The sequence below is a fragment of the Leisingera methylohalidivorans DSM 14336 genome, from assembly GCF_000511355.1.
Lineage (GTDB): Bacteria > Pseudomonadota > Alphaproteobacteria > Rhodobacterales > Rhodobacteraceae > Leisingera > Leisingera methylohalidivorans.
Window position 1 is genome coordinate 514516 of record NC_023135.1, and the last position, 26511, is coordinate 541026.

Sequence of the window (26511 nt, forward strand, 5' to 3'; positions counted from 1 at the left end):
CACTGCGCATCTGTGACAACGGCGCGAGACAGCCACAAGACGGAGACAGTCCGTGAGCGATTCCAATCCAGCCCCCAGCCTGTACGCCGCCCGGGAGCCGATTTATCCGCGGCGCGTGTCCGGTCCGTTCCGGAACCTGAAATGGTACATCATGGCGGTGACGCTGGGGATCTACTATCTGACGCCGTGGATCCGCTGGGACCGCGGGCCATCGTTGCCGGATCAGGCGGTGCTTCTGGATCTGGCGGGCCGCCGGTTCTATTTCTTCTGGATCGAGATCTGGCCGCATGAGTTTTACTTTGTCGCCGGATTGCTGATCATGGCCGGGCTGGGGCTGTTCCTGTTCACCTCGGCGCTGGGCCGGGTCTGGTGCGGCTATGCCTGCCCGCAGACCGTCTGGACCGACCTGTTCATCCTGGTGGAGCGCTGGATCGAGGGCGACCGCAACGCCCGGCTGCGCCTGCACCGGCAGAAGAAGATGGATTTCCGCAAGGCGCGGCTGCGGCTGACCAAATGGGTCTCCTGGTTCGTGATCGGACTGGCGACCGGCGGCGCCTGGGTGTTCTATTTCGCAGATGCGCCGGCGCTGGCCTATGACCTGGTGACGCTGAATGCGCACCCGGTTGCCTATACCACCATGCTGGTGCTGACCGGCACCACCTTTCTGTTCGGCGGTTTCGCACGCGAGCAGATCTGCATTTACGCCTGCCCCTGGCCGCGCATCCAGGCCGCGATGATGGACGAGGACACGCTGACCGTCGGCTACCGCGACTGGCGCGGCGAGCCGCGCGGCAAGCTGAAGAAGGGCCAGGTGGCCGAGGGGCAGGGCGATTGCATTGATTGCATGGCCTGCGTCAACGTCTGCCCGATGGGGATCGACATCCGCGACGGCCAGCAGATGGAATGCATCACCTGCGCGCTGTGCATCGACGCCTGCGACGATGTGATGGCCCGGATCGGCAAGCCGCGCGGGCTGATCGACTATATGGCGCTGTCGGACGAGGCGCAGGAGCGCGCAGGCAAGCCGCCCCGGAGCATCTGGAAGCACATCCTGCGGCCGCGCACCCTCCTGTACACCGGCCTGTGGTCGCTGGTCGGCGCGGGGCTGCTGTTCGCGCTGTTCATCCGCGCCGATATCGAACTGACCGTGGCGCCGGTGCGCAACCCGACCTATGTGACACTGTCCGATGGCGCGATCCGCAACACCTATGATGTGCGGCTGCGCAACAAGCACGGCGAGCCGCGCCCGTTCCAGCTGTCGCTGAAGGGCGACCCGTCGATGCAGATCGCACTGGAGGGCACCGAAGGCGTGACAGTGATGGTGCCCGCCGACACGGCGCTGCTGCAGCGGGTCTATATCGTGGCGCCGAAAGACGCCGCGCCGTCCCGGGCGGGCTCGGCTCCGGTGCGCATTTGGGTGGAAGATCTGGACAGCGGCGAGCGGGCCCATAAAGACACCAGCTTTAACGGCACGGGGGACTGAACCATGGCCAAGCACGAACGCGAATTCACCGGCAAGCACGCCCTGATGCTGTTCTGCGGCGCCTTTGCGGTGATCATCGGGGCGAACCTCGCCCTGGCAGTGAATGCGGTGAAGACCTTTCCGGGGCTGGAGGTGAAGAACTCCTATGTCGCCAGCCAGGAGTTCGATGTGCGCCGTACTGCGCAGGAGGCGCTGGGCTGGTCGGTCTATGCCTCCTGGCAGGGGCAGCAGGTCAAGCTGGAGATCACCGATGCCGAGGGCGCCCCGGTGGAGGTCGCCAAGCTGAGCGCGACGCTGGGCCGGGCGACCCATGTGCAGGACGACCAGCAGCCGACGTTCATCTTTGACGGGAAGGCCTATGTGGCGCCGGCCGATCTGGGGCCGGGCAACTGGAACATCCGCATGGTGGCGCGGGCCAAGGACGGCACCGAGTTCACCCAGCGGGTGATCCTGCATGTGAAAGGCTGACCCTCATGACCGCCCGGCTCCGCCCCTCGCTTGCGGCCTGTCCGGCCTGTGCCGCGGCCCCGCAGGACGGCGGGGAACAGGCCCCGGCCGAGGCGCGGCTGGCGCTGTCCTTGCCCGGCATCCACTGCCAGGCCTGTATTTCCGCGGTGGAGCGGGCGTTGAACGCGCATCCCGGCATCCGTTCAGCGCGGGTCAATCTGACGCTGAAGCGGGCGTTGATCGAGGCCGAGCCGGACCTGCGGGCTGCTGACCTGATCCCGGTCCTGGAAAGCATTGGATATGAGGCGCATGAGCTGGACTTGGCGGCGCTAGCGGCAACCCGGAACGACAAGGCGGGGCGTGACCTGCTGATGCGGCTGGCGGTGGCGGGTTTTGCCTCGATGAATGTGATGCTGCTGTCGGTCTCGGTCTGGTCCGGGGCGCCGGATGCGACGCGGGATATGTTCCATTGGATCTCTGCCGCGATCGCCTTTCCCGCGGTCATCTTTGCCGCCCAGCCGTTTTTTCGTAACGCCTGGAGCGCCTTGCGGGTGGGGCGGCTGAACATGGATGTGCCGATTGTGCTGGCGCTGGTGCTGGCGCTGGCCACCTCGCTGTGGGAGACGTCGCTGTCGGGCGAGCACGCCTATTTCGATGCGGCGCTGACGCTGACGTTCTTCCTGCTGGCGGGCCGCTATCTGGACTACCGCACCCGCGCGGTGGCGCGCTCCGCCGCCGAGGAACTTGCGGCGCTGGAGGTGCCGCGCGCGATCCGGCTGCTAAATGGCAATGAACACGAGGTGCCGGTGGCGGATCTGGCGGTTGGCGATCTGATCCTGGTGCGCCCCGGCGGGAGGATGCCGGTGGATGGCGAGATCGCCGAGGGCCAGTCGGAACTGGACCGCTCGCTGCTGACCGGGGAAACCCTGCCGGTGTTTGCAGCACCCGGGCTGGCGGTTTCAGCCGGGGAGGTGAACCTCACTGGCCCGCTGACCATCCGGGCTACGGCAGTGGGCGAGGACGCCTCGCTGCACCGGATGGCCGATCTGGTGGCCATCGCCGAGTCGGGGCGGTCGCGCTATACCTCGCTGGCGGACAGCGCGGCCAAGCTTTATGCGCCCGGCGTGCATATCCTCTCGGCGCTGGCCTTTGCCGGCTGGTATCTGTGGACTTTCGACATCCGCATGGCGCTGAACATCGCCGCGGCGGTGCTGATCATCACCTGCCCCTGTGCGCTGGGCCTTGCGGTGCCTGCGGTGACCACCGCCGCCTCCGGCCGGCTGTTCAGACGGGGCATGCTGATCAAACACGCCACCGCGCTGGAGCGGCTGGCGGAAGTCGATACGGTGGTGTTTGACAAGACCGGGACGCTGACCGCCGGCACGCCGCAGGCGACCAACCTGGGCGATCATGCCCGCGCGGATCTGGAGATCGCCCTGGCGCTGGCCGAAGGCTCCTCGCATCCGCTGTCGGTGGCGCTGGCCGGCGCCGCCCGCGACGCCGGGGTCTCTGCTGCCAAGGTGCAGAAGATCGCCGAGGTGCCGGGCTATGGCACGGAAGGCCTATTCCGCGGCCGGCCCGTGCGGCTGGGCCGGGCGGCCTGGGCCGGCGCCGAGCAGGGCAGCCAGACGGCGGCCTGGCTGGACAGCGGGGCAGGGGAGGCCAAGGCGTTTTTGTTCACCGATGCCTTGCGTCCCGGTGCCGCGGAGGCAGTGCAGGCGCTGCAGGACGCAGGCAAGGATGTGCTGCTGATCTCCGGCGACGCCACCGGTGCGGTTGAGGATCTGGCCGGGCGGCTGGGCATCAGCAACTGGGTGGCCGAGGCGCTGCCGGCGGACAAATGCGCCCGTATGCAGATGCTGACAGAGCAAGGCAGAAACGTTCTGATGGTGGGCGATGGGCTGAATGACACCGCGGCGCTGGCTGCGGCGCATGTGTCGATTTCTCCGGCATCGGCGCTGGATGCGGCGCGGGTGGCCTCGGATATCGTTCTGCTGGGGCAGGATCTGTCGCCGATTGCCGAGGCCTGCAGCCTGGCGCAAAAGGCGACCCGCCGGATCCGCCAGAACTTCCGCATTGCCACGCTCTACAACGTGATTGCGGTGCCGCTGGCGATTGCCGGGCTGGCGACGCCCTTGATTGCGGCGCTGGCGATGTCTACCTCTTCCATCACAGTCTCCCTCAATGCGCTGCGGCTGCGATAAGCCGGCGCCTGCCACAGCGGACCTGAAACCATGAGCGTCCTTGCCTATCTGATCCCGATTTCACTGATCCTCGGCTCGGTCGGGCTGGCGGCGTTTTTCTATACGCTGCGCAGCAGCCAGTATGACGACCCGGAAGGCGATTCCCGCCGGATCCTGAGCGACGAATGGGACGACAAGCCCAAGCCCTGATGCCGGCCGCCGGCAGCTGAGCCGCAGGTCAGCCCCTCCCGCCCCCGCAGATGCGCTGGCTGGCGCCAGAGCCCCTTGGCGGCGTTGGGCGTGGCACCGCGCAGGGCGCGGTGCCACGCCCAACGGGAGGAAGTCTTTTTGCAAAAAGGCTGACGACGGGCGGGAGCGGCTGATTGGCTCCATGTTTCCGGCACGAAGAAGGCATCCGGCATGGAAAAGGCGCCGCAGGGGCGCCTTTGGTATTGTTTGCTGTACCGTTGCAGGGTTTTGACCCCGGTTCAGGACGGGCCGATCGGTTTGCAGGTCACGTTGCGGGCATTCAGGCGGCGGCAGGCCAGTTCCGCCTGCTCCTGGCTCATGCCAAGGAAATTGGCCTCGAAGCCGCGGCGGGTCTTGGCCACCTTGCGCAGCGACCCGTCCAGCGTTTCCAGCTCCGACATCGCGGTGCGCAGCAGTACCTTTTCGGCCTGGTAACGGTTGGTGTAGAGGCCCACGTTGACACCCCAGTAACGGCCGCCGGAGGTGGAGAGACGGGTCACAACCACCGGCTCCGGTTCGGGCGAGGCGGCCGCATGGGCCAGGCTGGCCGGGCGGGCCACGGGCCGCAGGCCGCTGAAGGGCACCTTTTGCACCGCAGCGATGACCGTGGCTGTTGCGGGTTGGGCTGCCGGCGCGGGTTCTGCCTCTGCTTCGGCGAGGGCAACGGCGATGCTGTTGCGGATGGCCTCCCCCTGCAGCGCACCTTCGGCGCTGACGGTCCGGACATTTTCAATCTTCCCGGTTTGGGCGGCAGCTTCCGCGGGGGAAGCGTCCGTAGCGGGCGGTGTCTGCAGCGCCTCTTCAAGTGCGGCCACCAGCACCGGCGACTCGCTGAGGCCCGGGCGCGTCTTGGGCCGCAGGCTGGTGTTGACCTGGCCGCTGACCCGGATGGTCTTGCCTGCAGCGCCTGCGCTGCTGCTGCTGTCCCCGGCGTCGGCTATGACCACGCCGGCGCCTTGGTAGGCGGGCCGCCGCGGCTTGCGCAGGGCCGCGCGCGACGGCGCACGGCGGAAGCCGAGGTCCAGCAGTTCCGCCACTTTGGCATTGCGGGCCGTGGAGGATTTGCCGCCGAACACGGTTGCGATGATCCGTTCGTTGCCGCGTTTGGCCGAGGCCACCAGATTGGAGCCGGCGGCGCGGGTGTAGCCGGTCTTGATCCCGTCGGCACCGCGGTAGCTGGCCAGCAGGCGGCGGTTGGTATTGGGCACTTCGCGCACCCCGGCATTGGTCGTGCGGCGCGAGAACAGGTTGTAATATTCGGGGTAGTCATAAAGCAGATGCCGCCCCAGTGTGGTCATGTCGCGGGCCGTCGACAGATGCCCGCTGGCAGTCAGGCCATGCGCGTTCTTGAAGGTTGTGCGGCTCATCCCCAGCGCCTTGGCGGTGCGGTTCATGCGGCGGGCAAAAGCGGCCTCGGAGCCGGACAGCGTCTCGCCGATGGCGGTGGCGGCGTCATTGGCGGATTTCACGGCTGCAGCGCGGATCAGGTAGCGGAAGGCAATCCGCTGGCCGGAGCGCAGGCCCAGTTTCGAGGGCGGCTCAGCGGCGGCGTTGCGGCTGATCTTGACTTTGGTATCAAGCGTGATCTCGCCGTTCCGCACCGCTTCGAAGGCGATGTAGAGGGTCATCATCTTGGTCAGGGATGCCGGGTGCAGACGGGTGTCGGCATTGCGCGAATGCAGCACCTCGCCGGTCCGGGAATCAATCACCATCGCCGCATAGGGCGCGGCGGCGGCCCGGTGCGGCTGGAGAGCCAGCACAATTGCTGCAATAAGAAAAACCGCGGCTGTCCAAAGGAACCGGGTACGGAAGTACCGGCCTGACGCCGGATTGACCTGCGTGATCACTGCCATGTTTGCCTCATGCCGCCGGTTTTCCGGCTGACGATTTTGCCTGTGAGCGAAAGCCTAACATAAGGTTGCTGAGGAATAAACCACGGCGGCAGGCGCTGTTGAGCGCTACGCCCGCTGTTCTGCCGGCATCTTGTGGGATGTGTCCGAAGGTCCCGCAAGATGCAGTAAGTGCTAACAAAAGGTTACCGAAAAAAGTTGAGTTTTCCCGATTGCAGGGCAGCCGATTCCCAGTCCCGCAGGCCGCATACGCCGGGATTGCGCCGTTAACCCGCGTGAAAATTGGTCACGTAGAAGGGGGTGGAATAGCTGAGGCCGAGGGAGAATTCGCAGGGCTGGGGCAACCGCGCCTTGATCCGGGATTCGAGATCCGCCAGCAGGGCGCGGGAAAACACCTCGTCCCGGTGCGGCTTGGCCAGCAGGGCCACAGTGAAGGCGATATGGCTGTGGTGGAACTGCGCGGCCGGATAGGCCCGGCCCTTGCAGGCGCCGGCGCCGCTGTCGTGTTCCAGGATCACGGTCTCGATCTCCGCCAGGATGGATATGGCGTCGATTTCCAGATCGCTGGAGAATTTCAGTTCGGCGTGCGGCATCTTCCGGCGTTTCCCAGGGCTGTGCGGGCGGTGTTATGCCATTGCCGGTCCGATGAACAGCGTGCGGACCCGGAGTTCAGGGCAGGGCCGGAAATCAACCGGGGGGCCTGTGACCGTCAGCCAAGCTGGTCTACCAAATCGGCCAGCCCGCTCAGATCTGCGATTTCGGTATAGCGGGGGCTGTGTTCGGGGGCTTCGGCGTGCTCCACCTCCCAGACCAGCCCGTGCGGCACATAGGTGCCCCAGCCGCCGGCCTCGATCACCGGCACCACGTCCGAGCGCATTGAGTTGCCGATCATCATCGCCCGCTCGGCGCCGTCGCCGTGACGGAGGAAAATGTCCAGGTAAACCTCCGGTGTTTTCTCTGAGACCACCTCGACCCCGTCGAACAGCTCACCCAGGCCCGATTGCGCCAGCTTGCGTTCCTGATCCAGGAGGTCGCCCTTGGTGATCAGCACCACTTTGTACCGGCCGGCAACCGCCTCCACCGCTTCGCGCGCATGGGGCAGCAGTTCGATCGGGTATGAGAGCATCATCTGCCCCGCTGTGATCAGCTCCTTGATCACAGAGGCAGGCACCTGTTCCTGCGTCACCTCGATCGCGGTTTCGATCATCGAGAGCGCGAACCCTTTCACCCCGTAGCCATAGCGCCCCAGATTGCGTTTTTCGGCATCCATCAGCAGCCGCTCCAGCTGCTGCGGACCAATGTCGGCGGGGGTGTGATCCATCAGCAATTCGGCGAATCTTTCCTGCGTGACGCGGAAGAACCGTTCGTTGTGCCAAAGGGTATCGTCGGCATCAAAGCCGATTGTTGTCAAATTACGTATCAATCTGCGGGTCTCAGTCTCTTTTCCTGAACAGTATAGAGGCTATATAAGCCTCACAGGAAAATCCACGCATCAACGGATCAAATTGCTTATGCCGCTGCAGCACATCATGATGACCGACCATTCAGACGACGACACGGAATCCGGCGTCCTGACGAAGACGCGGCCGAAAACCAAACGGCCGCCGCGCTACAAAGTGCTGCTGCTGAATGACGACTACACGCCGATGGAATTTGTCGTGATGGTGCTGGAACGGTTCTTCGGCATGACCCACGCGCAGGCGTTCGAGATCATGCTGACAGTGCATAAGAAAGGCGTTGCCGTGGTTGGCGTGTTCAGCCATGAGGTGGCTGAAACCAAGGTGGGACAGGTGATGGATTTCGCCCGCCGCCACCAGCACCCGCTGCAGTGCACCATGGAAAAAGAAGAATAAAGAGGCTCTTAGATGTCTGTTCGCCTGTCACTGGCCGCCCAATCGGGCGGCTTTGCTGTTCCGCCGGAGGGGCGCATTGCCGTGTTCCACCCGCGCAGCGATCACGATCTTTCGGCCCTGCCCAAGGAACAGCTGCTGATCGTTCAGCCGTTCCGCCCGGACCACGATCACTTTGCCGGCCAGGGCTATGCCTGCACCCCGGTTCTGGAACCGGATGAGGTGCTGGCCGCTGCCGTGGTTTTCATCCCGCGGGCCAAGGCGCTGGCGCGGATGCTGATCGCGCAGGCGGCGGCTGCGACGCAGGGGCAGGTGCTGATTGACGGCGCCAAGATCGAGGGCATTGATTCGGTTCTGAAGGATCTGCGCAAACGCTGCGCCCCCTCGGCCCCGGTTTCCAAGGCGCATGGCAAGGTGTTCTGGATCGACGGCGGCACCGATCTGTCCGGGTGGCTGCCCGCGGAACCGCAGCAGGTTGAAGGCTTCATCACCGCGCCGGGCGTGTTTTCGGCGGACGGGATCGACCCGGCCTCCCGGATGCTGGCGGCGGCGCTGCCGCAGAAGCTGGGCCGCTGTGTCGCCGATCTGGGTGCGGGCTGGGGATACCTCTCGGCGGAGGTGCTGAAGCGCGAGGGCGTCGAGGAGGTGCATCTGGCCGAAGCCGATTACCACGCGCTGGCCTGCGCGCGGCGGAATGCGGCGGACAGCCGGGCGCAGTTTCATTGGGCCGACGCGCGGACATGGAAGGCGCCGGGCACTGTGAACACCGTGGTGATGAACCCGCCGTTCCACACCACCCGCACGGCGGAACCGTCGCTGGGCCAGGCCTTCATCGGCGCGGCGGCGGCCATGCTGGCGCCCTCCGGCAGCCTGTGGATGGTGGCCAACCGGCATCTGCCCTATGAGGTGGCGCTGGGCGAACGCTTTGCCCAGGTGCGCGAAGAGGGCGGCGACAACCGCTTCAAGATTCTGCACGCAGCCCGGCCGAAACGCCGCCGCAAGTAACCGCGCGCCGGGCGCAATGCCGGTTTCCAAACCGGCAGGCGCGGTCTAACGTGCGGTCCAGATTGCCCCAGGGGAGTGCCCTTACATGTCTTTTTCGATTTCCGGCAAAACCGCCATCGTGACCGGCGCCTCAAGCGGTATCGGCCTGGCGATCGGCAAGCAGTTTGCAGATGCCGGCGCCAATGTGATGTTCGCCGACACCCATGAGGAGCAGCTGGTGGCCGAGTTGGGCGAGCAGGCCGAGGAAAGCAATATCCGCTATTTCGCAGGCGATCTGCGCGAGCGGCTGACAATTGCCAACCTGCTGTCGGCCACCATCGACGCCTTTGACGGGGTGGACATCCTGGTGAACGGCGCGCGCCAGATGGTGGCAACAGATCCGCTGGACCCCGCCGATGACACCTTGGACCAGCTGCTGATGGAAAGCCTGCTGCCCGCTGTGCGCCTGTCGCAGCAGGTGGCGAAGCGGATGATCCGGCAGGGTGAGGAAGACGAGAACAGCAGCGGCTCGCTGGGCAGCATTATCAACCTGTCCTCCATTGCCGCGCGCCGCACCCACCCCGGGCTGATGGCCTATTCGGTGGCCTCAGCCGCGCTGGATCAGGCGACCCGGTCCCTGTCGGTGGCGCTGGCGCCGCACAAGATCCGGGTGAACTCGATTGCTTTCGGATCGGTGATGAGCGCGTCGATGCGGACGACCCTGAAGGACAACCGCAGCTACCGCGAGGATATCGAGGCGCATACGCCACTGGGCCGTATCGCGTCGCCCACGGAATTGACCGAAACGGCGCAGTATCTGGCCTCCGACGCCTCTGGCTTCATGACTGGCCAAGTGCTGACGCTGGACGGCGGCCGCACGCTGCTGGATCCGGTGGCCGCACCGGTCCACTGATTGGAAAGACCCCGAATGACTGCTGAGATGAAAGAAGAGAAGGCCCGGGCTGCCACCTGGTTCCGGGAGCTGCGCGGCCAGATCGTTGCGGCCTTTGAGGGGCTGGAGGACAGCCACGGCGCAGGCCCGTTTGCAGACATGGAGGCGGGCCGGTTTGAAGTGACGGAAACCAGGCGCAGCGCGGAGGACGGCGCGGACGCGGGCGGCGGGCTGATGAGCGTGATGCGCGGCGGCCGGGTGTTTGAAAAAGTCGGCGTCAATATTTCCGAGGTTTACGGCACCCTGGGCGAACGGGCGCAGAATGCGATGGCGGCGCGCAAGGGCATTCCGGGGATGAAGGATGATCCGCGGTTCTGGGCCTCGGGCATCTCATTGGTGGCGCATATGCGCAACCCGCATGTGCCGGCGGTGCATATGAACACCCGTATGTTCTGGACCCCGCACGCCTGGTGGTTCGGCGGCGGCTCGGATCTGAACCCCTGCATCGAATACGATGAGGACACCGCGCATTTCCACGCCACGCAGAAACAGCACCTGGATCCGCATGGCGCGGAGCAGTATCCGCGGCTGAAAGCATGGGCGGACGAGTATTTCTACATCCCCCACCGCAAGCGCGCCCGCGGGGTGGGCGGGATCTTTATGGATGACCGGAATTCCGGCGATTGGGCGGCGGATTTTGCGCTGACCCGGGACATCGGCCGCGCCTTCCTGCCGGCCTTTGTGCCGCTGGTTGAAAAGCGCCGGGTGCAGGATTTCGACGAGGCCGACAAGGATGCGCAGCTGATCCACCGCGGGCTCTATGCGGAATACAATCTGGTCTATGACCGCGGCACCAAATTCGGGCTGGAAACCGGCCATGACGCCAACGCTGTGCTGATGAGCCTGCCGCCCTTGGCCAAATGGGCCTGAGACTGCTGCACCCGTGACATTGCAAACGCGCCGCCCCGATGCGGCGCGTTTTTCCTGCCGGCGGATTTATGCTGATTTACCGCCGCCGGCCGCGACTTTGCGCCTGCCTGCGCTAGAGTGAAATGCAGCAGCCAAACGACAAGAGCAGCTGATAACAGGTTGAGGCAGGGAGCAGATCACATGCGCAGACTGGTTCTGGGGATTCTGGCAATGGCATTGGCAGCGGGGTGCGGCAGGCCGGCCGAGAGGGCGGTGGCCGCGCCGGAAGTCACCCGCACCGAGCCTGCCAATGCGCGGCTGTCCGGGCTGCGGACATATCCCCGGTTCGGCGACCGCGACCCGCATGAGTGGGAGGGGCGCAAACCCTGGTCCTATCCGGTTCACGGCATCGACGTCTCCCGCTATCAGGGCGATATCGACTGGCGCAAAGTCCGCCGCTCGGGCGTGTCGTTCGCCTATATCAAGGCGACCGAGGGCGGCGACCACACCGACGCCATGTTCCGCAGCAATTGGCACGGCGCGCGGGCTGCGGGGCTGAAACGCGGCGCCTATCATTATTACTATTTCTGCCGCCCTGCAGCCGAGCAGGCGCGCTGGTTCATCCGCAACGTGCCAAAGGATGCAAACGCGCTGCCGCCCGTGCTGGATATGGAGTGGAACCACCGCTCCCCGACCTGCCGCACGCGGCCGGACGGCGCCACGGTGCGGTCCGAGGCGCGAAAGTTCCTGAATATCCTGGAGCGCCACTACGGCAAGCGCCCGGTGGTCTACACGACGGTGGATTTCTACCGCGATACCGGCATCGGGCGCCTTGGCGGCACCGAGTTCTGGCTGCGTTCGGTCGCGGGCCATCCGCAGAAGGTCTACCCGGGCGAAAGCTGGAGCTTCTGGCAATACTCCGGCACCGGTGCGGTGCCGGGGGTGGCGGGCGACGTGGATCTTAACACCTTCCGCGGCAGCCCGGAGAGCTGGCTGAGGTGGTCAGGGCAGATCTGAGGCAGGGAACAGAGGGGGCTTTGCCCCCGCCGCCCGGGCGGGCGCCTCCCCCAGAGTATTTACAAACCAGAAAGAAGCCCGCTTCTTCGGGGTGAACATATCCCGGAGCGGGAGGCGGGGCCGTGTGAGAGGTGTATTCAGAGGGCCGGCTCAGGCCCTCCAGTCGAAGAAGCCAGGGCCGGCCTGCTCCAGCAGCTTCGCCGCCATCTCGCGACCCAGCTCTGCGCCGTCTTCAACCGGACAGGTCTGATCGTCGCTGATCGCTTCGGAACCGTCCAGGCGCAGCACCTCGCCGCGCAGGCGCAGGGTGGTGCCGTCGAGTTCCGCCAAGCCCGCAATCGGGGTTTCGCAGGAGCCGTCAAGCGCCGTCAGGAAGGCGCGTTCCGCCGCCAGCCGCTGGCCGGTTTCGCCGTCATGGATTGCTGACAGCATCTCTGCCGCGTGGCTGTCGTCAGCGCGGCGCTCGATGCCGATGGCGCCCTGGGACACGGCGGGCAGCATGTCGTTCGTTTCGATCGGAGTGGCCGGCACATCGGCCATTGCCAGCCGGTTGAGACCGGCCATCGCCAGGAAGGTGCATTCGGCAACGCCCTCGGCCAGTTTGCGTAGCCGGGTCTGCACATTGCCGCGGAAGTCCACCACTTTCAGGCCGGGACGCCGGTTCAGCAGCTGTGCGCGGCGGCGCAGGGAAGAGGTGCCGACCACCGCGCCCTCGGCCAGGCCGTGCAGCGACGTCAGCGACGGGGAGATAAACGCGTCGCGCACGTCCTCGCGCGGCAGATAAGTGTCCAGCGCCAGCTCCGCCGGCTGCAGCACCGGCATGTCCTTCATCGAATGCACCGCAATGTCGATACTGCCTGCCAGCAGGGCTTCTTCCACTTCCTTGGTGAACAGCCCCTTGCCGCCCAGTTCCTTCAGCGGCTTGTCGGCCGCGATCAGCGCCTTGTTGTCGCCGGTGGTGGTGATCGGGACAATTTCGAATGCGTCCTGCGGGAGGCCGAACGCGGCGGCGAGACGGGAGCGGGTCTCATAAGCCTGGGCCAGCGCCAGCGGCGATCCGCGGGTGCCGATTTTCAGGGGCGAAGCGGGGGAGGGCAGGGTCAGTTTCATGGAAGAAGCCTTAAATCAGATTGCGCGGCGGAGGAAACCGGTTTTTTGCGCAGGTCCTACGGGGGCAGAGCGCGGGCTTTGATATAGAACAAGGCGCGCCGGGGCAGGGCGCGGCAGATCGCCCCTGCCCTTGACATTCGCCCGCGCAGGCGTGACCTCAGGGGGCGAATGATTGCGAGGATGACATGGCCGGACAAAAGAAGCTGCTGCGTGCATTGGCGGGTGAAAAACAGGATGTGCCGCCGATCTGGATGATGCGCCAGGCGGGCCGCTATTTGCCGGAATACCGTGCGACGCGGGCCGAGGCCGGGGATTTCCTGTCGCTGTGCTACAATCCTGAATTGGCCGCCGAAGTGACCCTGCAGCCGATCCGCCGCTATGGTTTTGATGCGGCGATCCTGTTTGCCGACATCCTGCTGATCCCGCAGGCGCTGGGGGCTGATTTGTGGTTTGTGACCGGCGAAGGCCCGCGGCTGTCGACCATCACCACGGAGAGCGACTTTGCCAAGCTCGGCCCCGCGTGCGATATCCACGAGACCCTGAACCCGATCTATGAGACCGTCCGCATTCTGTCGCGCGAACTGCCGGCTGAGACCCCGCTGATCGGATTTGCCGGCGCGCCCTGGACTGTTGCGACCTATATGATCGCGGGCCGCGGCACCCCCGATCAGGGCCCGGCCCATGCCCTGCGCGAGGAAAACACCGCGCTGTTCGAGGCGCTGCTGGCGCGGATCACCGAGGCGACCATTGATTACCTGTCCAAGCAGATCGAAGCGGGGGCCGAAGTTGTCAAGATCTTCGACAGCTGGGCCGGGTCTCTGAAGGGGGAGGCGTTCCAAAAGTATGCGCTGGAACCCTGCCGCCAGATCACCGCGGCGCTGAAGGAGCGCCATCCGGGCATTCCCGTGATCGGCTTCCCGCGGGAAGCGGGCGGTAAATACGCAGGCTTTGCCAAGGCCACCGGAATTGACTGCGTGGCGCTGGACAACTCGGTCGATCCGGCCTGGGCAGCGGCGCATGTGCAGGCCGATGGCTGCGTGCAGGGCAATCTGGCCTCCCGCCATATGGTGACCGGCGGGCAGGACCTGGTGGATGAGACCCGGCGTATTGTCGAAGCCTTTAAAAACGGCCCGCATATCTTTAACCTGGGCCATGGCATCACACCCGATGCCAACCCGGACAATGTGCAGCTGATGATTGACACGGTCCGCGGCGGCTAAGCGGTTCAGCAGCGGCCCGGCCTTGTGCCGGGCGGCGGTTTCAGGCATCAGCGCTGCAACACGCCCCGCGAATAAGGACTGAACGGTGGATTACGGTAAATCTGGAGCACCCAAAATGGGCAAGAACAAACCTCGTCACGCCGAACATAATGCCAAAGGGACCAAGAAGAACCCGTTTGGCAAGCAAACGGACAAAAGCGAGCTGCTGAAACGCATGAAGGCGGCCGCCGAGAAGACCAAGACAGAAGACTGAGCTTACAGGCGGCGCAGCTCCGACAGGATCTCTTCCGTATGCTGGCCGCGTCCGGGGATATCCGGCGGCGTCCATTGCGGCTGATCTGAAAACCGCGGGGCGGGGGCGGCTTGAAGCACGCCCTGCGCCTCGGCCCATGTGCCGCGGCTGTTCATCGGGTGCGCCAGGGCTTCGTCGGGGTTCAGCACCGGTGCCACGCAGGCGTCGGTGCCCACGAAAAGCGCTGCCCAGTGATCACGCGGCTGGCTGGCAAAGAGCCCGGCGAGCCTGCCAGTGAGCACAGGCCACAGGGCCTTGTTGAACTGCTGCTGAAAATCCGGGTCATCGGCCAGCTGCAGCTTTTCCAGAAACAGCGCATAGAATTTCGGCTCCAGGCATTGCACCGAGACAAAGCCGCCGCAGGCGCAGGCATAGGTGCGGCTCCAATGCGGTCCGTCGAGCAGGTTTGCGCCGCGTTGCGCACCGAAATTGCCAGCCTGGCGGATGCTCATCAAGAGGTTCATCATGTGGGCCGAGCCGTCATAGATTGCAGCGTCGACCACGCATCCCCCGCCAGTGGACCTTGCCTTGAGGATACCGGCCAGCATCCCCGCTACCAGATACAGTGCGCCGCCGCCAATGTCGCCGACCAGCGTGGCGGGTGTTTGCGGCACATCGCCCGGGGCGGAGGCATACCAAAGCGCACCGGACAGGGCGATGTAATTCAGATCATGCCCGGCGGCATGGGCCAGCGGACTCACCTGCCCCCAGCCGGTCATGCGGCCATAGACCAGCGCGGGATTGACCGCGCGGCAGGCATCGGGGCCAAGGCCCAGCCGCTCCATCACGCCGGGGCGGAAACCCTCGATCAGCCCGTCGGCGGTGGCGGCCAGGGCCAGAAAGGTTTCGGCATCAGCCGGCTCTTTCAGATCCAGCTCAATTGATCGTTTGCCCCGGTCCAGCAGCGAGCGTTCCGGCATTCCGGGGGTAACGGCGCCGCCCTTGCGGTTGACGCAGATCACCTCCGCCCCGAGGTCTGCCAGGGTCATTGCGGCAAAGGGGCCGGGGCCCAGGCCTTCGACCTCCAGAATGCGGATCCCTTGCAGCATTGCGGCCCCTTTCGTGATTGCTGGCTGGAATAGTCTGCGGCGGATCAGCCGCTTCCGGCAAGCTGCTGGCGGAATTTCCGTGGCGGCAGTCCGGTGCCCTTGGCAAAGACCCGGCTGAAATGGGCGGGGTCGGTAAAGCCGAGCTCATAGGCGATCTGGGCTGCGGTCAGGTTGGTGTAGATCAGCAGCCGCCGCGCCTCGCGCAGGACACGGGCGCGGATCAGGGCCGAGGCAGGCTGGCCGGTGGCCTGATGGGCGATGCGGTTGAGGTGGGTCGCGGAAACAGCCAGCGCGCCAGCGTAGTCCGCCAGCGGGCGGCGCAGGCGGAAGTCGCGCTCCACCAGCGCCTCGAACCGGGCAAACAGCGGGCTGGTCCGGGCTTGCGGATCCTCTCCCTGGGCGGCGGCGATGGCGCGGGCCGCCAGCGCTGTAACCGACAGCGCCAGCCCGCGCAGCATCTGCGCGCGGCCGAAGCCCTTGTTTCCGTATTCACGGAACAGACGCGCAGCCAGGCTTTGCAGCCCTTCGGGCAAGGGCTGGACGGCAGGCAGATCCAGCGCTGCGCGCAGTCCTTCGCCCGGTGCCAGGCTATGGTCCAGCAGATCCGAAGCGAGCGTGATCACCCAGCCGCCGGTGCCGTTGCCAAAGCGGAAGCCATGCACCACGCCGCGGGGCACATTGATCAGGCAGGGCGGGGACAGGGTGTGGCTGTTTCCGTCAAGATCCGCCTCTCCCGCACCGCCGGTCAGCACCAGTATCTGGTGCAGCCGGGCATGGCGGTGCGGTCTCAGCTGCCAATCATACATCTCGGACCGGGCGCGAATGGTCTCCGCATGCAGGACATCGGCAAGTTCAGCGGTCTCGCCAAACAGGTTGTAGGTGTCGATGGGGGGCTGTGAAGGCATGTGCGAAATATACAAGAACTGGCGCGTTGGGTCCATTCGCAAACATGCCCGCGCGGCGCATAATTCACACTGCACGCACAGACCGGAAAAATGGGGAACGCGCATGTCCACGCATCAGACACAGGTTGTCATCATTGGCGGCGGGCCTTCGGGGCTGCTGCTGTCGCAGCTGCTTGATCGCAAGGGAATCCGCTCGATCGTGCTGGAAAAACACACACGGGAGTATGTGCTGGGCCGGATCCGGGCAGGGGTGCTGGAACATGGTTTCGTCAATCTGATGCGCGAGGCGGGCTGCAGCGGGCGGATGGACCGCGAAGGGGAGATCCACGCAGGGTTCCATATTGCCCATCAGGGGCGGCTGGACCGGATCGACCTGGCAAAGCACACCGGCGGTGAAACGGTGATGGTCTATGGTCAGACCGAAGTGACCCGCGATCTTTACGAGGCGCGCGACGCGATGGGCGGGGTGATCCTGCACGATGTGCAGAATGTGCAGCCGCATGGGCTGAAGGACGCGCGCCCCTATGTGACCTGGGAGCAGGATGGCGCGGCCCATCGGGCAGATTGCGACTTCATCGTCGGGGCCGACGGCTTTCACGGGGTCAGCCGCAAATCTATCCCGGCGGAGGTGCTGAGAGAATACGAGAAGGTCTATCCGTTCGGCTGGCTTGGGGTTCTGTCGGAAACGCCGCCGGTGGCGGAAGAGCTGATCTATGCCCGCCATGACCGGGGATTTGCCTTATGCTCGCTGCGCAGCCGGGTGCTGAGCCGCTATTACATCCAGGTGCCGCTGACCGACCGGGCAGAGGATTGGAGCGACGCAGCCTTCTGGGCGGAGCTGAAGCGCCGGCTGCCGGAGCAGGTGGCCGGGCAGTTGGAAACCGGTCCGTCGATTGAGAAATCCATCGCGCCATTGCGCAGTTTCGTGGCGGAGCCGATGCGGTACGGCAATCTGTTCCTGGCGGGCGACGCCGCCCATATCGTGCCGCCGACCGGGGCCAAGGGGCTGAATTCCGCGGCCTCGGACATTTACTATCTCTATCACGGCTTCCAGGACCACTATCTGCAGGGCGACAGCAGCGGGCTGGACGGCTATTCCGGGAAAGCATTGGCGCGGGTCTGGAAAGCGGAGCGTTTCAGCTGGTGGATGACCAATCTGCTGCATCGGTTCCCGCAAGGAACCGAGACCGATCTGCGGTTGCAGCGGGCAGATCTGGATTACTTGTTTTCCTCTGCGGCGGCGCAGGCCTCGCTGGCAGAGAATTACGTCGGGCTGCCGTATTAGGCGCGGAGGGTCCCGTTGGGCGCAAGTGCAGCGCCGGCCAAGGAACGGCAGGTTCCCGCGCCTTTGCCATGCATCCGGGATGCACGGCAAAGCCTTGGGCCCGGCGCCGCGCGGGTGCGCGGCGCCGGGCCCGCCTGCAGCCAACCGTACCGGCTGGCACGGCTCTGCTCGAGGCCGTTTCGGTGCAGGCCCAGACCGGATCCGGCTGCCTGAGAACCACAGGCGAAGCTGCAGCGTGCGCAGCACGCTGCCCGGCCCAACGCGGCCCAAGGCCCGGCGTCAGCCGGCCGCCCGGGCAGGGGCGGGAGCGCCCCAGGCAACCGTCAGTCTTCGGCTGCCATGGCGCGGCTGTTCAGCCAGATCCAGCAATGCGGCGCCGAAATCCGCAAAGGAGATCTGCGAAACACCCGCCGCGTTCGTCAGCAGCGTATCGGTGCCAAGCTGGTATTGGCCGGTCAGCGGGCCCTCTGTCAGCAGCGCGGGGGGACGCAGGCAGGTCCATTCCACTCCGGTTTCCTGTTCCAGCATCGCGTCTTGCGCTGCGCAGGCTTCGGCAATCAGGCGGGAGCTTTCGGGCAGGAAGCCCGGCGCGCTCAGCACCGTGTGGCGGCTGCCATCCGGCAGTTTCAGCAAGGCCGCGCCGCCGGTCACCAGGGCCGGAATGCCGGCGCGGCGCGCTGCCTGCACTGCGGTGCGGGTCAGAGGAACCAGATCCTCTTCACGCCCGGCGGGCGGGCGCAGGGCGCTGATAATCAGGTCATGACCCTGCGCCGCCGCCACTGCGGCCTGTGGATCGGCCAGCAGATCCAGCGGGAAGGGCGTGACCAGCGGGCTGATCTCTGCCAGTGCTTGCGGCTTGCGCGCCGCTGCGGTGACCTGATGACCGCGCGCCACCGCCGCGCGCAGGGCTGCGCCGCCAACGTCGCCAGTGGCGCCAAGGATGAGGAACTTCATTGGGTGCTTCCTTTCGCTTATCTTGATGTCGAGATAGTGGCTATAAATCTTGACGTCAAGATAAAGCCGCCAGTGGGGTTAGCCGATGGTTGTGACAGATGGCTTGGCAGGCCGGTGCCGGGCGGCTAGGTCTGGAAGGCAACGAGATTACGCCAGGGAGGCCAAGCCATGCAGATGACTGACCAGAAGGAAATCGCCGCCGAACCCGCCACGGTATACGCCGCGCTTCTGGATCCGGAAGTTCTGAAAGCCTGCGTGCCCGGCGCGCAGGAGGTGACCGGCACGCCCGAAGAGGGTTTTGAGGCCAAGGTCACGCAAAAGGTCGGCCCGGTGAAGGCCACCTTCAAGGGGCAGGTCAGCCTGTCCGGTCTGGTGGAGAATGAAACGCTGACCATTTCCGGTGAAGGCAAAGGCGGTGCGGCCGGTTTTGCCAAGGGCGGGGCGGTTGTGACGCTGGCGCCATCGGAAACCGGCACGCTGTTGTCTTATGAGGTGGAGGCCAAGGTCGGCGGCAAGCTGGCACAGCTTGGCAGCCGCATCATCGACGGCTTTGCCAAGAAGATGGCCGATCAGTTTTTTGCCAATCTCCAGGCGCATCTGGCCCCGGAAGAGGCGGGCGGGGATGATGGCCCGCAGGAAGAGGGCGGAAAGACGGGCTGGTTCAGCAAGGTAACTGGCCGCGGCTGAGCCAGCCAGCCCCCCCCTGCGCAGGTGCACAGGCGCGTCTGCAAGGCGGGGGCTGGCAGAGGCGGCAGGCCGCCGTTAGGGTGGCCGCGATTTGAGAACATGCCGGAGGCACCATGGCGTCCATCCTGTCCATCCGCGATCTGCGCAAGGTCTATGACGGCGGTTTCGAGGCGCTGAAGGGCGTTTCGCTTGATATTGAGGAAGGTGAGATTCTGGCTCTGCTCGGCCCCAATGGGGCTGGCAAGACCACGCTGATATCCACGGTCTGTGGCATCACCACTGCTACCTCGGGCCATGTCAGCGTCGGCGGTTTCGACAATGTGGCTGAATTCCGCGCCGCCCGTGCGCTGATCGGGCTGGTGCCGCAGGAGATCACCCTGGAGCCTTTTGCCAAAGTGCATGACACCGTCAGCTTTTCGCGCGGGCTGTTCGGCAAGCCTGCCGATCCGGCGCGGATCGAGGCAGTGCTGCGCAAACTGTCGCTGTGGGACAAGCGGGATGCCAAGATCATGGAGCTGTCCGGCGGCATGAAGCGCAGGGTGCTGATTGCCAAGGCGCTGGCGCATGATCCGCGCATCCTGTTCCTGGATGAGCCGACGGCGGGCGTGGATGTTGAGCTGCGCAAGGACATGTGGGCGATCGTGGATGAGCTGAAGGCCGGTGGCGTCACCATCATCCTGACCACCCATTACATCGAGGAAGCAGAAGCGATTGCCGACCGGGTCGGTGTGATCACCGGCGGTGAATTGCTGCTGGTCGAGGCGAAGGAGCAGCTGATGGCCCGGATGGGGCAGAAGCAGCTGGAGGTGCAGCTGACGGCGCCGGTTGACGCGATACCCGAAACGCTGGCGCAGCACGAATTGCAGCTGGTGAATGGCGGCGGTGCGCTGCTGTACACCTATGACACCAGGGCCGAACGGACCGGCATCACCACACTGCTGAATGACGTGGCGCAGGCCGGGCTGGTGCTGGCGGATGTGCAGACACGGGAATCCAGCCTGGAAGATATCTTTGTCGGACTTGTTTCCGGGGATGGGACTCCGGCTGACGCAGTTCAAGGGGACGCAGCATGAACTGGACAGCGGTTGCCACCATCTACAGGGCGGAAATGGCGCGGTTCTGGCGCACGTTTCTGCAAAGCTTCATCTCTCCGGTGCTTTCCACGTCGCTCTATTTCGTCGTCTTCGGCAGCGCCATCGGCAGCCGGATCCAGGAAGTGGACGGGATCGACTACGGGGCCTTCATCGTGCCGGGACTGATCATGCTGTCGGTGATCACCCAGAGCATCTCCAATGCCTCCTTCGGGATCTATTTCCCGAAGTTCATCGGCAACATCTACGAAATCCTGTCGGCGCCGATCAATTTCCTGGAGGTGGTTGCGGGATTTGTCGGGGCGGCGGCAACCAAGTCGCTGTTTATCGGCGTGGTGATCCTGTGCACGGCGTCGCTGTTTGTAGATCTGTCGATCCAGCACCCGGTTGCCATGGTGGCGTTTCTGCTGCTGACCTGTCTCAGCTTCTCGCTGATGGGGTTCATCATTGGCATCTGGGCCGGGAATTTCGAGCAGCTGCAGCTGGTGCCCCTTCTGGTGGTGACGCCGCTGGTATTCCTGGGCGGCTCTTTCTATTCAATCTCGATGCTGCCGCCGGTATGGCAGACCATCACCTTGTTCAACCCGGTGGTTTACCTGGTGTCGGGATTCCGCTGGGCGTTTTTCGGCCAGGCGGACGTGCCGGTTTTGCTGAGCCTCTGCGCAATCGGCGGCTTCACCCTGGCCTGCATGGGCGTCATCTGGTGGATCTTCAAGACCGGCTGGCGCATCCGGGCCTGATCCGGCGGCTGGATGCGGGGCGGGGGAGGCTCCCGCCCGCTGCGGGTGCCCGTTGGGCGCCCTCCCGGTTGGGCCCGGCACGCTGCGCGTGCCGGGTGTCGCGTCTTTGACCGGCAGAGCACGCTGCGCCGCGCGGCAGCGCGGCGCCCGGCCCAACGGGAAGGCGGCTGTTGCAAGCAGCCGGCCTGACGGGCGGGAGCCTCTTTGGGTATTTGCGGGGAGCATGCCAGCGTTGCATTTATGCCCGCGGCTGTGCGGATTTTGCATTTCACGCCAATTCCCCGGGACGCGCACCTTGTTTCACTCCGGGCGGCTCTCTACATCGGCGCCATGAGTTTTCGCCTGCCTTTCCTGAAAAGACAGCCCCTGGTGGCAGTAGTGCGCCTGAATGGCGCCATTGGAATGCCCGGCCGCGGCGCGCTTAGCGATACGGCCCTGGCGCCGGTGCTGGAACGTGCTTTCCGCAAGGGCAAACCAGCTGCGGTGGCGCTGGAAATCAACTCGCCCGGCGGCTCGCCGGTGCAAAGCTCGCTGATCGGTGCCCGTATCCGCAGCCTGGCGGAAGAGCGGAACATCCCGGTCTACGCCTTTGTCGAAGACGTTGCGGCCTCGGGCGGCTATTGGCTGGCCGCCGCCGCGGATGAAATCTGGGCGGATGCCAGCTCGGTGCTGGGCTCGGTCGGGGTGATCTCCGCCGGTTTCGGCGCCCATGTGCTGCTGGCCCGCCAGGGGGTGGAGCGCCGGGTCTATACCGCCGGTGAGAGCAAAGCCATGCTGGACCCGTTCCGTCCGGAAAACCCCGAGGACGTGCAGCGCCTGAAGGTGATCCTGAACGACATCCATGCCAATTTCATCGACCATGTCACAGACCGCCGCGGCGCCAAGCTGCATAGCGAGGAAAACTTGTTCACAGGCGAGATCTGGCTTGCCCGCAGGGCTTTGGACCTGGGGCTGATTGACGGCATCGGCCATTTGAAACCCAAGATGCAGGAGCACTTTGGCGACAAGGTCCGCTTCCGCCGCTATGGCCTCAGGAAGCCGCTGCTCAGCCGCATTGGCATGCAGGCCGCGCAGGATGCGCTGGCCGGGATCGAGGAGCGTGCCGAATTCGCACGTTTCGGGCTCTGACGTGCTGTTCAAGATTGTTGCACTCTTTCTGGTGGTTATGGCGGTGCTGGCCATGTTCGGCAAATTGCGGTTTCCCGGCCAGAAGCAGATCAATTCCAGGCGTTGCCCCTCCTGCGGCCGCTTCCGGATCGGCAAAGGCCCCTGTGCCTGCAAAAAAGGAGATCGTGGCAAATGATGCCATGGCTTTATTCGGCTCTGGGCCTGGTGATCCTGCTGCTGGCAGGCGATGCACTGGTGCGCGGGGCAGTGAACCTCAGCCTGCGGCTGGGGGTGCCCGCGCTGATTGTCAGCCTGACGATCGTGGCCTTCGGCACCTCGGCGCCGGAACTTCTGATTGCCATCAATGCGGTGCATGAGGGCGCTGACGGCATCGCGATGGGCAATGTGGTCGGCTCCAACACCGCCAATATCCTGCTTGTGCTCGGCATCCCCGCATTGATGCGGGCCTTGCACACCAGCGAGTGCAGCACCCGCAAAAACTATGTCTTCATGCTGGCCGCCTCTGTGCTGTTCATCGGGCTTGCCTTTTGCGGCACCTTCACGGTCTGGTCAGGTCTGATCCTGCTGGCGGCGCTGTCCCTGGTGCTGGGCGTGGCGTTTCGCGAAGCGCGCAACCACCGGCGCAATGGCAACAGCTGCGCAGCAGACGCCGACCTGGAAGAGATCGAGGAAGCCGATCCGGACATGCCTTACTGGCGTGTCGGCACCTATCTGCTGCTGGGCCTGATCGGTCTGCCGCTGGGTGCCGATCTGCTGGTCGACAATGCCACCATCATTGCCCTCACCTACGGGATCAGCGAAACCGTGATCGGCCTGACCCTGGTGGCGGTTGGCACCTCGCTGCCCGAACTGGCGACCACCGTGATGGCCGCGATGCGCCGCCAGGCCGATGTGGCACTGGGCAATGTGATCGGGTCCAACATGTTCAACCTGCTGGCCATCATCGGCCTCGCCACTTTTATCGGCCCGATCAGTGTGGACCCCGAATTCCTGCGGTTCGATCTTTGGGTGATGCTGGGGGCCTCGCTGCTGCTGATCCCCTTTGTCTTCTTAAAACAGGACATCACCCGCCGCTGGGGGGTAATTCTTACGGCGCTCTATCTGGCGTATATGGCGGTGCTGTTCTAACTCTTTCACTGCAGCGGCAGCAGGGAGAAGCAGATGCGGGCATTGGTGACCGGAGCAGGCAGGCGGCTGGGCCGGGCGATGGCGCTGGAGCTGGCCGCGCGCGGCTATGACGTTGCCGTCCATTTTGCGTCCTCGGCTCAGGAGGCTGCGGATACAGCGCGGCAGATCCGCGCCCTGGGGCGGACCGCGGCGGTGCTGCAGGCGGATCTCTTAAATGAAGACCAGGCCCAGGCTCTGCTGCCCCGCGCGGCGGAGGCATTGGGCGGGCCGGTCACCTGCCTTGTCAACAATGCCTCGGTTTTCGAGCATGACACGCTGTCCTCCGCCACGCGGGACAGCTGGGACCGGCATCTGAACAGCAATCTGCGGGCCCCTTTCGTGCTGCTGCAGGCGATGGCTGCGCAGCAGGTGCCGCTGCTGCGGGATCCAGGCGGTGAGCCGCGCGCCTGGGGGCTGGCGGTCAACATGATCGACCAGCGGGTGCGCAAGCTGACACCTGATTTCATGAGCTACACGCTGGCGAAGTCTGCCCTGTGGACACTGACACAGACAGCTGCGCAGGCCCTGGCGCCGCGGATCCGGGTCAACGCCATCGGGCCGGGGCCGACCTTGCAGGGGCCGCGGCAAAGCCAGGAGCAATTTGCCCGCCAGCGCGCAGCAACGATCCTGCAGCGGGGCGCGGATGCCGGGGACATCGCAGCTGCGCTGTCTTATCTGCTGCAGGCAAAGGCGGTTACGGGGCAGATGATTTGCACCGATGGCGGCCAGCACCTGGGCTGGCAGACCCCGGACAGCGACGGGCTGGAATAACGCAGACAGGAGCTGGAACGTCTGTTTCCCCGAAAGTTTTGCACCGGTTCACCTGCCGTCACGGAAGCGTTACAAAAGTGTCTTTGTTTTCATAGCCTTGACAGGCGTCGGAATTAATTTACATTCAAAACAGCACCTTATCAAATTGCCTATTTTTTAAGCAATCGTCCAAAATCACCAGATAATAAGGGAAAAGGCGGGATAGCCCAAAGATATCTCCGTAGTTATCCACAGCTTCGGTGGATTTCCCCGCACTTGATCCGGGCAGGCAAACATTGCAGCCAGGGGCGGGGAATCATATGTCTGGGCACATGACTGACCAGCCCGCTGCCCCCCCCGCGGATTCGCCCGCCGAAAAGCCGAGAACCGGCTATGCCGTGATCCAGGATTACGTCAAAACACTGGATGGGTCGCCCGGGGTTTACCGGATGCTGGATGCCGACAGCCGGGTGCTGTATGTCGGCAAGGCGCGCAACCTCAAGGCCCGGGTGTCGAACTACAGCCGCCCCGGCAACAGTCCGCGGATCGAGCGGATGATCGCGCTTACAGCCTCGATGATGTTCCTGACCACTCGGACGGAAACCGAGGCGCTGCTGCTGGAACAGAACCTGATCAAGCAGCTGAAGCCCAAATACAACGTGCTCTTGCGCGATGACAAAAGCTTCCCGAATATTCTGGTGGCCAAGGATCACGGGTTTCCGCAGATCAAGAAACACCGCGGGGCGCGCAAGCAGAAGGGCAGCTATTTCGGCCCCTTTGCCAGTGCAGGCGCTGTGAACCGGACGTTGAACCAGTTGCAAAAGGCGTTCCTGCTGCGCAATTGCTCGGATGCGATGTTCGAGGCCCGCACGCGCCCCTGCCTGCAGTATCAGATCAAGCGGTGCTCGGCGCCCTGCACAGGACTGATTTCGGAAGCGGGCTATGCCGAAAGCGTGCGCGACGCCGAACGGTTCCTGTCCGGCCGGTCCACCAAGATCCAGGAGGAGCTGGCAGAACAGATGATGGCCGCCTCGGAGGCGATGGAATTCGAACGCGCGGCGGCGCTGCGCGACCGCATCAAAGCGCTGACCCAAGTGCAGTCCAGCCAGGGCATCAACCCGCGCGGCGTCGCCGAAGCGGATGTGATCGGCCTGCACATGGAGGGCGGGCAGGCCTGCGTGCAGGTGTTTTTCATCCGCGCCAATCAGAACTGGGGCAACCAGGATTTCTATCCGCGGGTGGATGCCGACAACAGCCCGGCGGAGGTCATGGAGGCCTTCCTGGGGCAGTTCTACGGCAACAAGGAGCCGCCGCGGCAGCTGATCCTGTCGGACGCGGTTGAAAACGCCGATCTGATGGAGGCGGCGCTGAGCGAGAAGGCAGAGCGCAAGGTCGAGCTGCTGGTACCCCAGCGCGGCGAAAAGACCGAGCTGGTGGCCTTTGCCGTGCGCAACGCACGTGAAAGCCTGGCCCGCCGCATGGCCGAAAGCGCGACGCAAGCCAAACTGTTGCGCGGGCTGGCCGAGGCGTTCGGGCTGGAAGGCCCGCCGCAGCGGATCGAGGTCTACGACAACTCGCACATCCAAGGCACCAATGCGGTGGGCGGCATGATCGTGATGGGGCCGGACGGGTTCATGAAAAACGCCTACCGGAAGTTCAACATCAAAGGTGATGACCTGGTGCCCGGCGATGACTTCGGCATGATGAAGGAGGTGCTGAACCGCCGCTTCTCGCGCCTGCTGAAGGAAGACCCGGACCGCGACAAGGGCCTGTGGCCGGATCTGCTGCTGATCGACGGCGGTGCCGGGCAGGTCTCGGCAGTGGCCGAGATCATGGCAGAGCACGGCGTGCAGGACATCCCGATGGTAGGGGTTGCCAAAGGCGTCGACCGCGACCACGGCAAGGAGGAATTTTACCGCACCGGTGAAAGCGCCTTTGCCCTGCAGCGCAACGATCCGGTGCTGTACTTTATCCAGCGGATGCGGGACGAGGCGCACCGGTTCGCCATCGGCACCCACCGCGCCAAACGCGCCAAAGCGATGAGTGCAACACCGCTGGACGAGGTGCCCGGCGTCGGCGCCTCCCGCAAGCGCGCCCTGCTGGCCCATTTCGGCAGTGCCAAGGCGGTGAGCCGCGCAAATCTGGCCGACCTCAGGGCCGTAGAGGGGATCTCGGAGGCGCTGGCCGAGCGGATTTACGACCACTTCCACGCGCAGGGGTAGGCCCGGCGTTCCGGGCCGGGCCGGGGTCGTGCTAAATCTGCCGGGCA

General features: G+C 64.9%; 26 protein-coding genes. 19 read left to right on the forward strand and 7 right to left on the reverse strand.

Going from position 1 to position 26511, the window contains the following annotated elements; all coding sequences use genetic code 11:
- The first annotated feature begins 52 nt into the window (after nt 1–52).
- From ccoG to ccoS, 4 genes are read left to right on the forward strand one after another with little or no spacing between them, the layout of a single operon-like run.
- Nucleotides 53–1483, forward strand: a complete 1431-nt coding sequence (ccoG, locus tag METH_RS02650; RefSeq protein ID WP_044008310.1) for a cytochrome c oxidase accessory protein CcoG — start codon at nt 53–55, stop codon at nt 1481–1483.
- Nucleotides 1484–1486: 3 nt separating this feature from the next.
- Entirely contained in the window at nt 1487–1951 is a 465-nt protein-coding gene (locus METH_RS02655; RefSeq protein WP_024088861.1) for a FixH family protein, read from the forward strand.
- A 5-nt stretch (nt 1952–1956) separates the two neighbouring features.
- The gene (locus METH_RS02660; RefSeq protein ID WP_024088862.1) at nt 1957–4134 is read left to right on the forward strand and encodes a heavy metal translocating P-type ATPase; all 2178 of its coding nucleotides are present in this window, start codon (nt 1957–1959) and stop codon (nt 4132–4134) included.
- 30 nt (nt 4135–4164) lie between these two features.
- Complete coding sequence (ccoS, locus tag METH_RS02665) at nt 4165–4323, forward strand: cbb3-type cytochrome oxidase assembly protein CcoS (protein ID WP_024088863.1); 159 nt, start codon at nt 4165–4167, stop codon at nt 4321–4323.
- Between the two features lie 278 nt (nt 4324–4601).
- Here the strand turns inward: ccoS and METH_RS02670 are convergent, their stop codons facing one another.
- The 3 genes from METH_RS02670 to METH_RS02680 form a co-directional block, all read right to left on the reverse strand.
- Nucleotides 4602–6215: a D-alanyl-D-alanine carboxypeptidase family protein gene (locus tag METH_RS02670; protein ID WP_024088864.1), complete on the reverse strand. Its 1614-nt coding sequence runs from the start codon at nt 6213–6215 to the stop codon at nt 4602–4604.
- 263 nt (nt 6216–6478) lie between these two features.
- The gene (locus METH_RS02675; protein ID WP_024088865.1) at nt 6479–6805 is read right to left on the reverse strand and encodes a hypothetical protein; all 327 of its coding nucleotides are present in this window, start codon (nt 6803–6805) and stop codon (nt 6479–6481) included.
- 116 nt (nt 6806–6921) lie between these two features.
- A complete protein-coding gene (locus METH_RS02680) occupies nt 6922–7635 on the reverse strand; it encodes an HAD family hydrolase (protein ID WP_024088866.1) in 714 nt (237 codons plus the stop codon).
- A 106-nt stretch (nt 7636–7741) separates the two neighbouring features.
- On the opposite strand from METH_RS02680, the gene clpS reads away from it, so the two are divergent.
- The 5 genes from clpS to METH_RS02705 all read left to right on the forward strand — a co-directional run bounded on the left by clpS (nt 7742) and on the right by METH_RS02705 (nt 11864).
- The gene (gene clpS, locus METH_RS02685) at nt 7742–8065 is read left to right on the forward strand and encodes an ATP-dependent Clp protease adapter ClpS (protein ID WP_036762377.1); all 324 of its coding nucleotides are present in this window, start codon (nt 7742–7744) and stop codon (nt 8063–8065) included.
- A 12-nt stretch (nt 8066–8077) separates the two neighbouring features.
- Complete coding sequence (locus tag METH_RS02690; protein ID WP_024088868.1) at nt 8078–9067, forward strand: class I SAM-dependent methyltransferase; 990 nt, start codon at nt 8078–8080, stop codon at nt 9065–9067.
- Nucleotides 9068–9152: 85 nt separating this feature from the next.
- Entirely contained in the window at nt 9153–9959 is an 807-nt protein-coding gene (locus METH_RS02695) for an SDR family NAD(P)-dependent oxidoreductase (protein WP_024088869.1), read from the forward strand.
- A 15-nt stretch (nt 9960–9974) separates the two neighbouring features.
- Entirely contained in the window at nt 9975–10868 is an 894-nt protein-coding gene (gene hemF / locus METH_RS02700) for an oxygen-dependent coproporphyrinogen oxidase (protein WP_024088870.1), read from the forward strand.
- Between the two features lie 180 nt (nt 10869–11048).
- Nucleotides 11049–11864: a glycoside hydrolase family 25 protein gene (locus METH_RS02705; protein WP_024088871.1), complete on the forward strand. Its 816-nt coding sequence runs from the start codon at nt 11049–11051 to the stop codon at nt 11862–11864.
- Nucleotides 11865–12014: 150 nt separating this feature from the next.
- Here the strand turns inward: METH_RS02705 and hemC are convergent, their stop codons facing one another.
- Complete coding sequence (gene hemC / locus METH_RS02710; protein WP_024088872.1) at nt 12015–12974, reverse strand: hydroxymethylbilane synthase; 960 nt, start codon at nt 12972–12974, stop codon at nt 12015–12017.
- A 185-nt stretch (nt 12975–13159) separates the two neighbouring features.
- Between hemC and hemE the strand changes: the two genes are divergently transcribed.
- Together hemE and METH_RS24265 are read left to right on the forward strand one after the other, a co-directional pair.
- A complete protein-coding gene (gene hemE, locus METH_RS02715) occupies nt 13160–14194 on the forward strand; it encodes a uroporphyrinogen decarboxylase (RefSeq protein WP_024088873.1) in 1035 nt (344 codons plus the stop codon).
- 115 nt (nt 14195–14309) lie between these two features.
- Complete coding sequence (locus METH_RS24265; RefSeq protein WP_169731229.1) at nt 14310–14447, forward strand: hypothetical protein; 138 nt, start codon at nt 14310–14312, stop codon at nt 14445–14447.
- A 2-nt stretch (nt 14448–14449) separates the two neighbouring features.
- On the opposite strand, the gene METH_RS02725 is transcribed toward METH_RS24265, so the two are convergent.
- Both METH_RS02725 and METH_RS02730 read right to left on the reverse strand, forming a co-directional pair.
- On the reverse strand, nt 14450–15535 hold the full coding sequence (locus tag METH_RS02725; RefSeq protein WP_024088875.1) for a CaiB/BaiF CoA transferase family protein: 1086 nt from the start codon (nt 15533–15535) through the stop codon (nt 14450–14452).
- Between the two features lie 44 nt (nt 15536–15579).
- Nucleotides 15580–16440 (reverse strand): helix-turn-helix domain-containing protein, encoded by an 861-nt coding sequence (locus METH_RS02730; RefSeq protein ID WP_044008311.1) that lies wholly within the window; start codon nt 16438–16440, stop codon nt 15580–15582.
- Nucleotides 16441–16543: 103 nt separating this feature from the next.
- Between METH_RS02730 and pobA the strand changes: the two genes are divergently transcribed.
- Nucleotides 16544–17725, forward strand: coding sequence for a 4-hydroxybenzoate 3-monooxygenase (pobA, locus tag METH_RS02735; RefSeq protein WP_024088877.1), 1182 nt, complete (start codon nt 16544–16546; stop codon nt 17723–17725).
- A 279-nt stretch (nt 17726–18004) separates the two neighbouring features.
- Here pobA and METH_RS02740 read toward each other — a convergent pair whose 3' ends face one another.
- Nucleotides 18005–18679: an NAD(P)-dependent oxidoreductase gene (locus METH_RS02740; protein ID WP_024088878.1), complete on the reverse strand. Its 675-nt coding sequence runs from the start codon at nt 18677–18679 to the stop codon at nt 18005–18007.
- A gap of 168 nt (nt 18680–18847) precedes the next feature.
- Between METH_RS02740 and METH_RS02745 the strand changes: the two genes are divergently transcribed.
- The 7 genes from METH_RS02745 to uvrC all read left to right on the forward strand — a co-directional run bounded on the left by METH_RS02745 (nt 18848) and on the right by uvrC (nt 26464).
- On the forward strand, nt 18848–19366 hold the full coding sequence (locus METH_RS02745) for an SRPBCC family protein (protein ID WP_024088879.1): 519 nt from the start codon (nt 18848–18850) through the stop codon (nt 19364–19366).
- Nucleotides 19367–19479: 113 nt separating this feature from the next.
- Nucleotides 19480–20439: an ABC transporter ATP-binding protein gene (locus METH_RS02750; RefSeq protein WP_024088880.1), complete on the forward strand. Its 960-nt coding sequence runs from the start codon at nt 19480–19482 to the stop codon at nt 20437–20439.
- Nucleotides 20436–21197 carry an ABC transporter permease gene (locus tag METH_RS02755; RefSeq protein WP_024088881.1) on the forward strand — a complete coding sequence of 254 codons (762 nt, stop codon included), beginning with the start codon at nt 20436–20438 and terminating at the stop codon, nt 21195–21197. The genes METH_RS02750 and METH_RS02755 overlap by 4 nt, the downstream gene beginning before the upstream one ends.
- A 330-nt stretch (nt 21198–21527) precedes the next feature.
- Nucleotides 21528–22325 carry a S49 family peptidase gene (locus tag METH_RS02760; protein ID WP_024088882.1) on the forward strand — a complete coding sequence of 266 codons (798 nt, stop codon included), beginning with the start codon at nt 21528–21530 and terminating at the stop codon, nt 22323–22325.
- 171 nt (nt 22326–22496) lie between these two features.
- Complete coding sequence (locus METH_RS02770; RefSeq protein ID WP_024088884.1) at nt 22497–23453, forward strand: calcium/sodium antiporter; 957 nt, start codon at nt 22497–22499, stop codon at nt 23451–23453.
- A gap of 33 nt (nt 23454–23486) precedes the next feature.
- Complete coding sequence (locus METH_RS02775; RefSeq protein WP_024088885.1) at nt 23487–24263, forward strand: SDR family oxidoreductase; 777 nt, start codon at nt 23487–23489, stop codon at nt 24261–24263.
- 311 nt (nt 24264–24574) lie between these two features.
- Complete coding sequence (uvrC, locus tag METH_RS02780) at nt 24575–26464, forward strand: excinuclease ABC subunit UvrC (RefSeq protein ID WP_024088886.1); 1890 nt, start codon at nt 24575–24577, stop codon at nt 26462–26464.
- Nucleotides 26465–26511 lie beyond the last annotated feature (47 nt).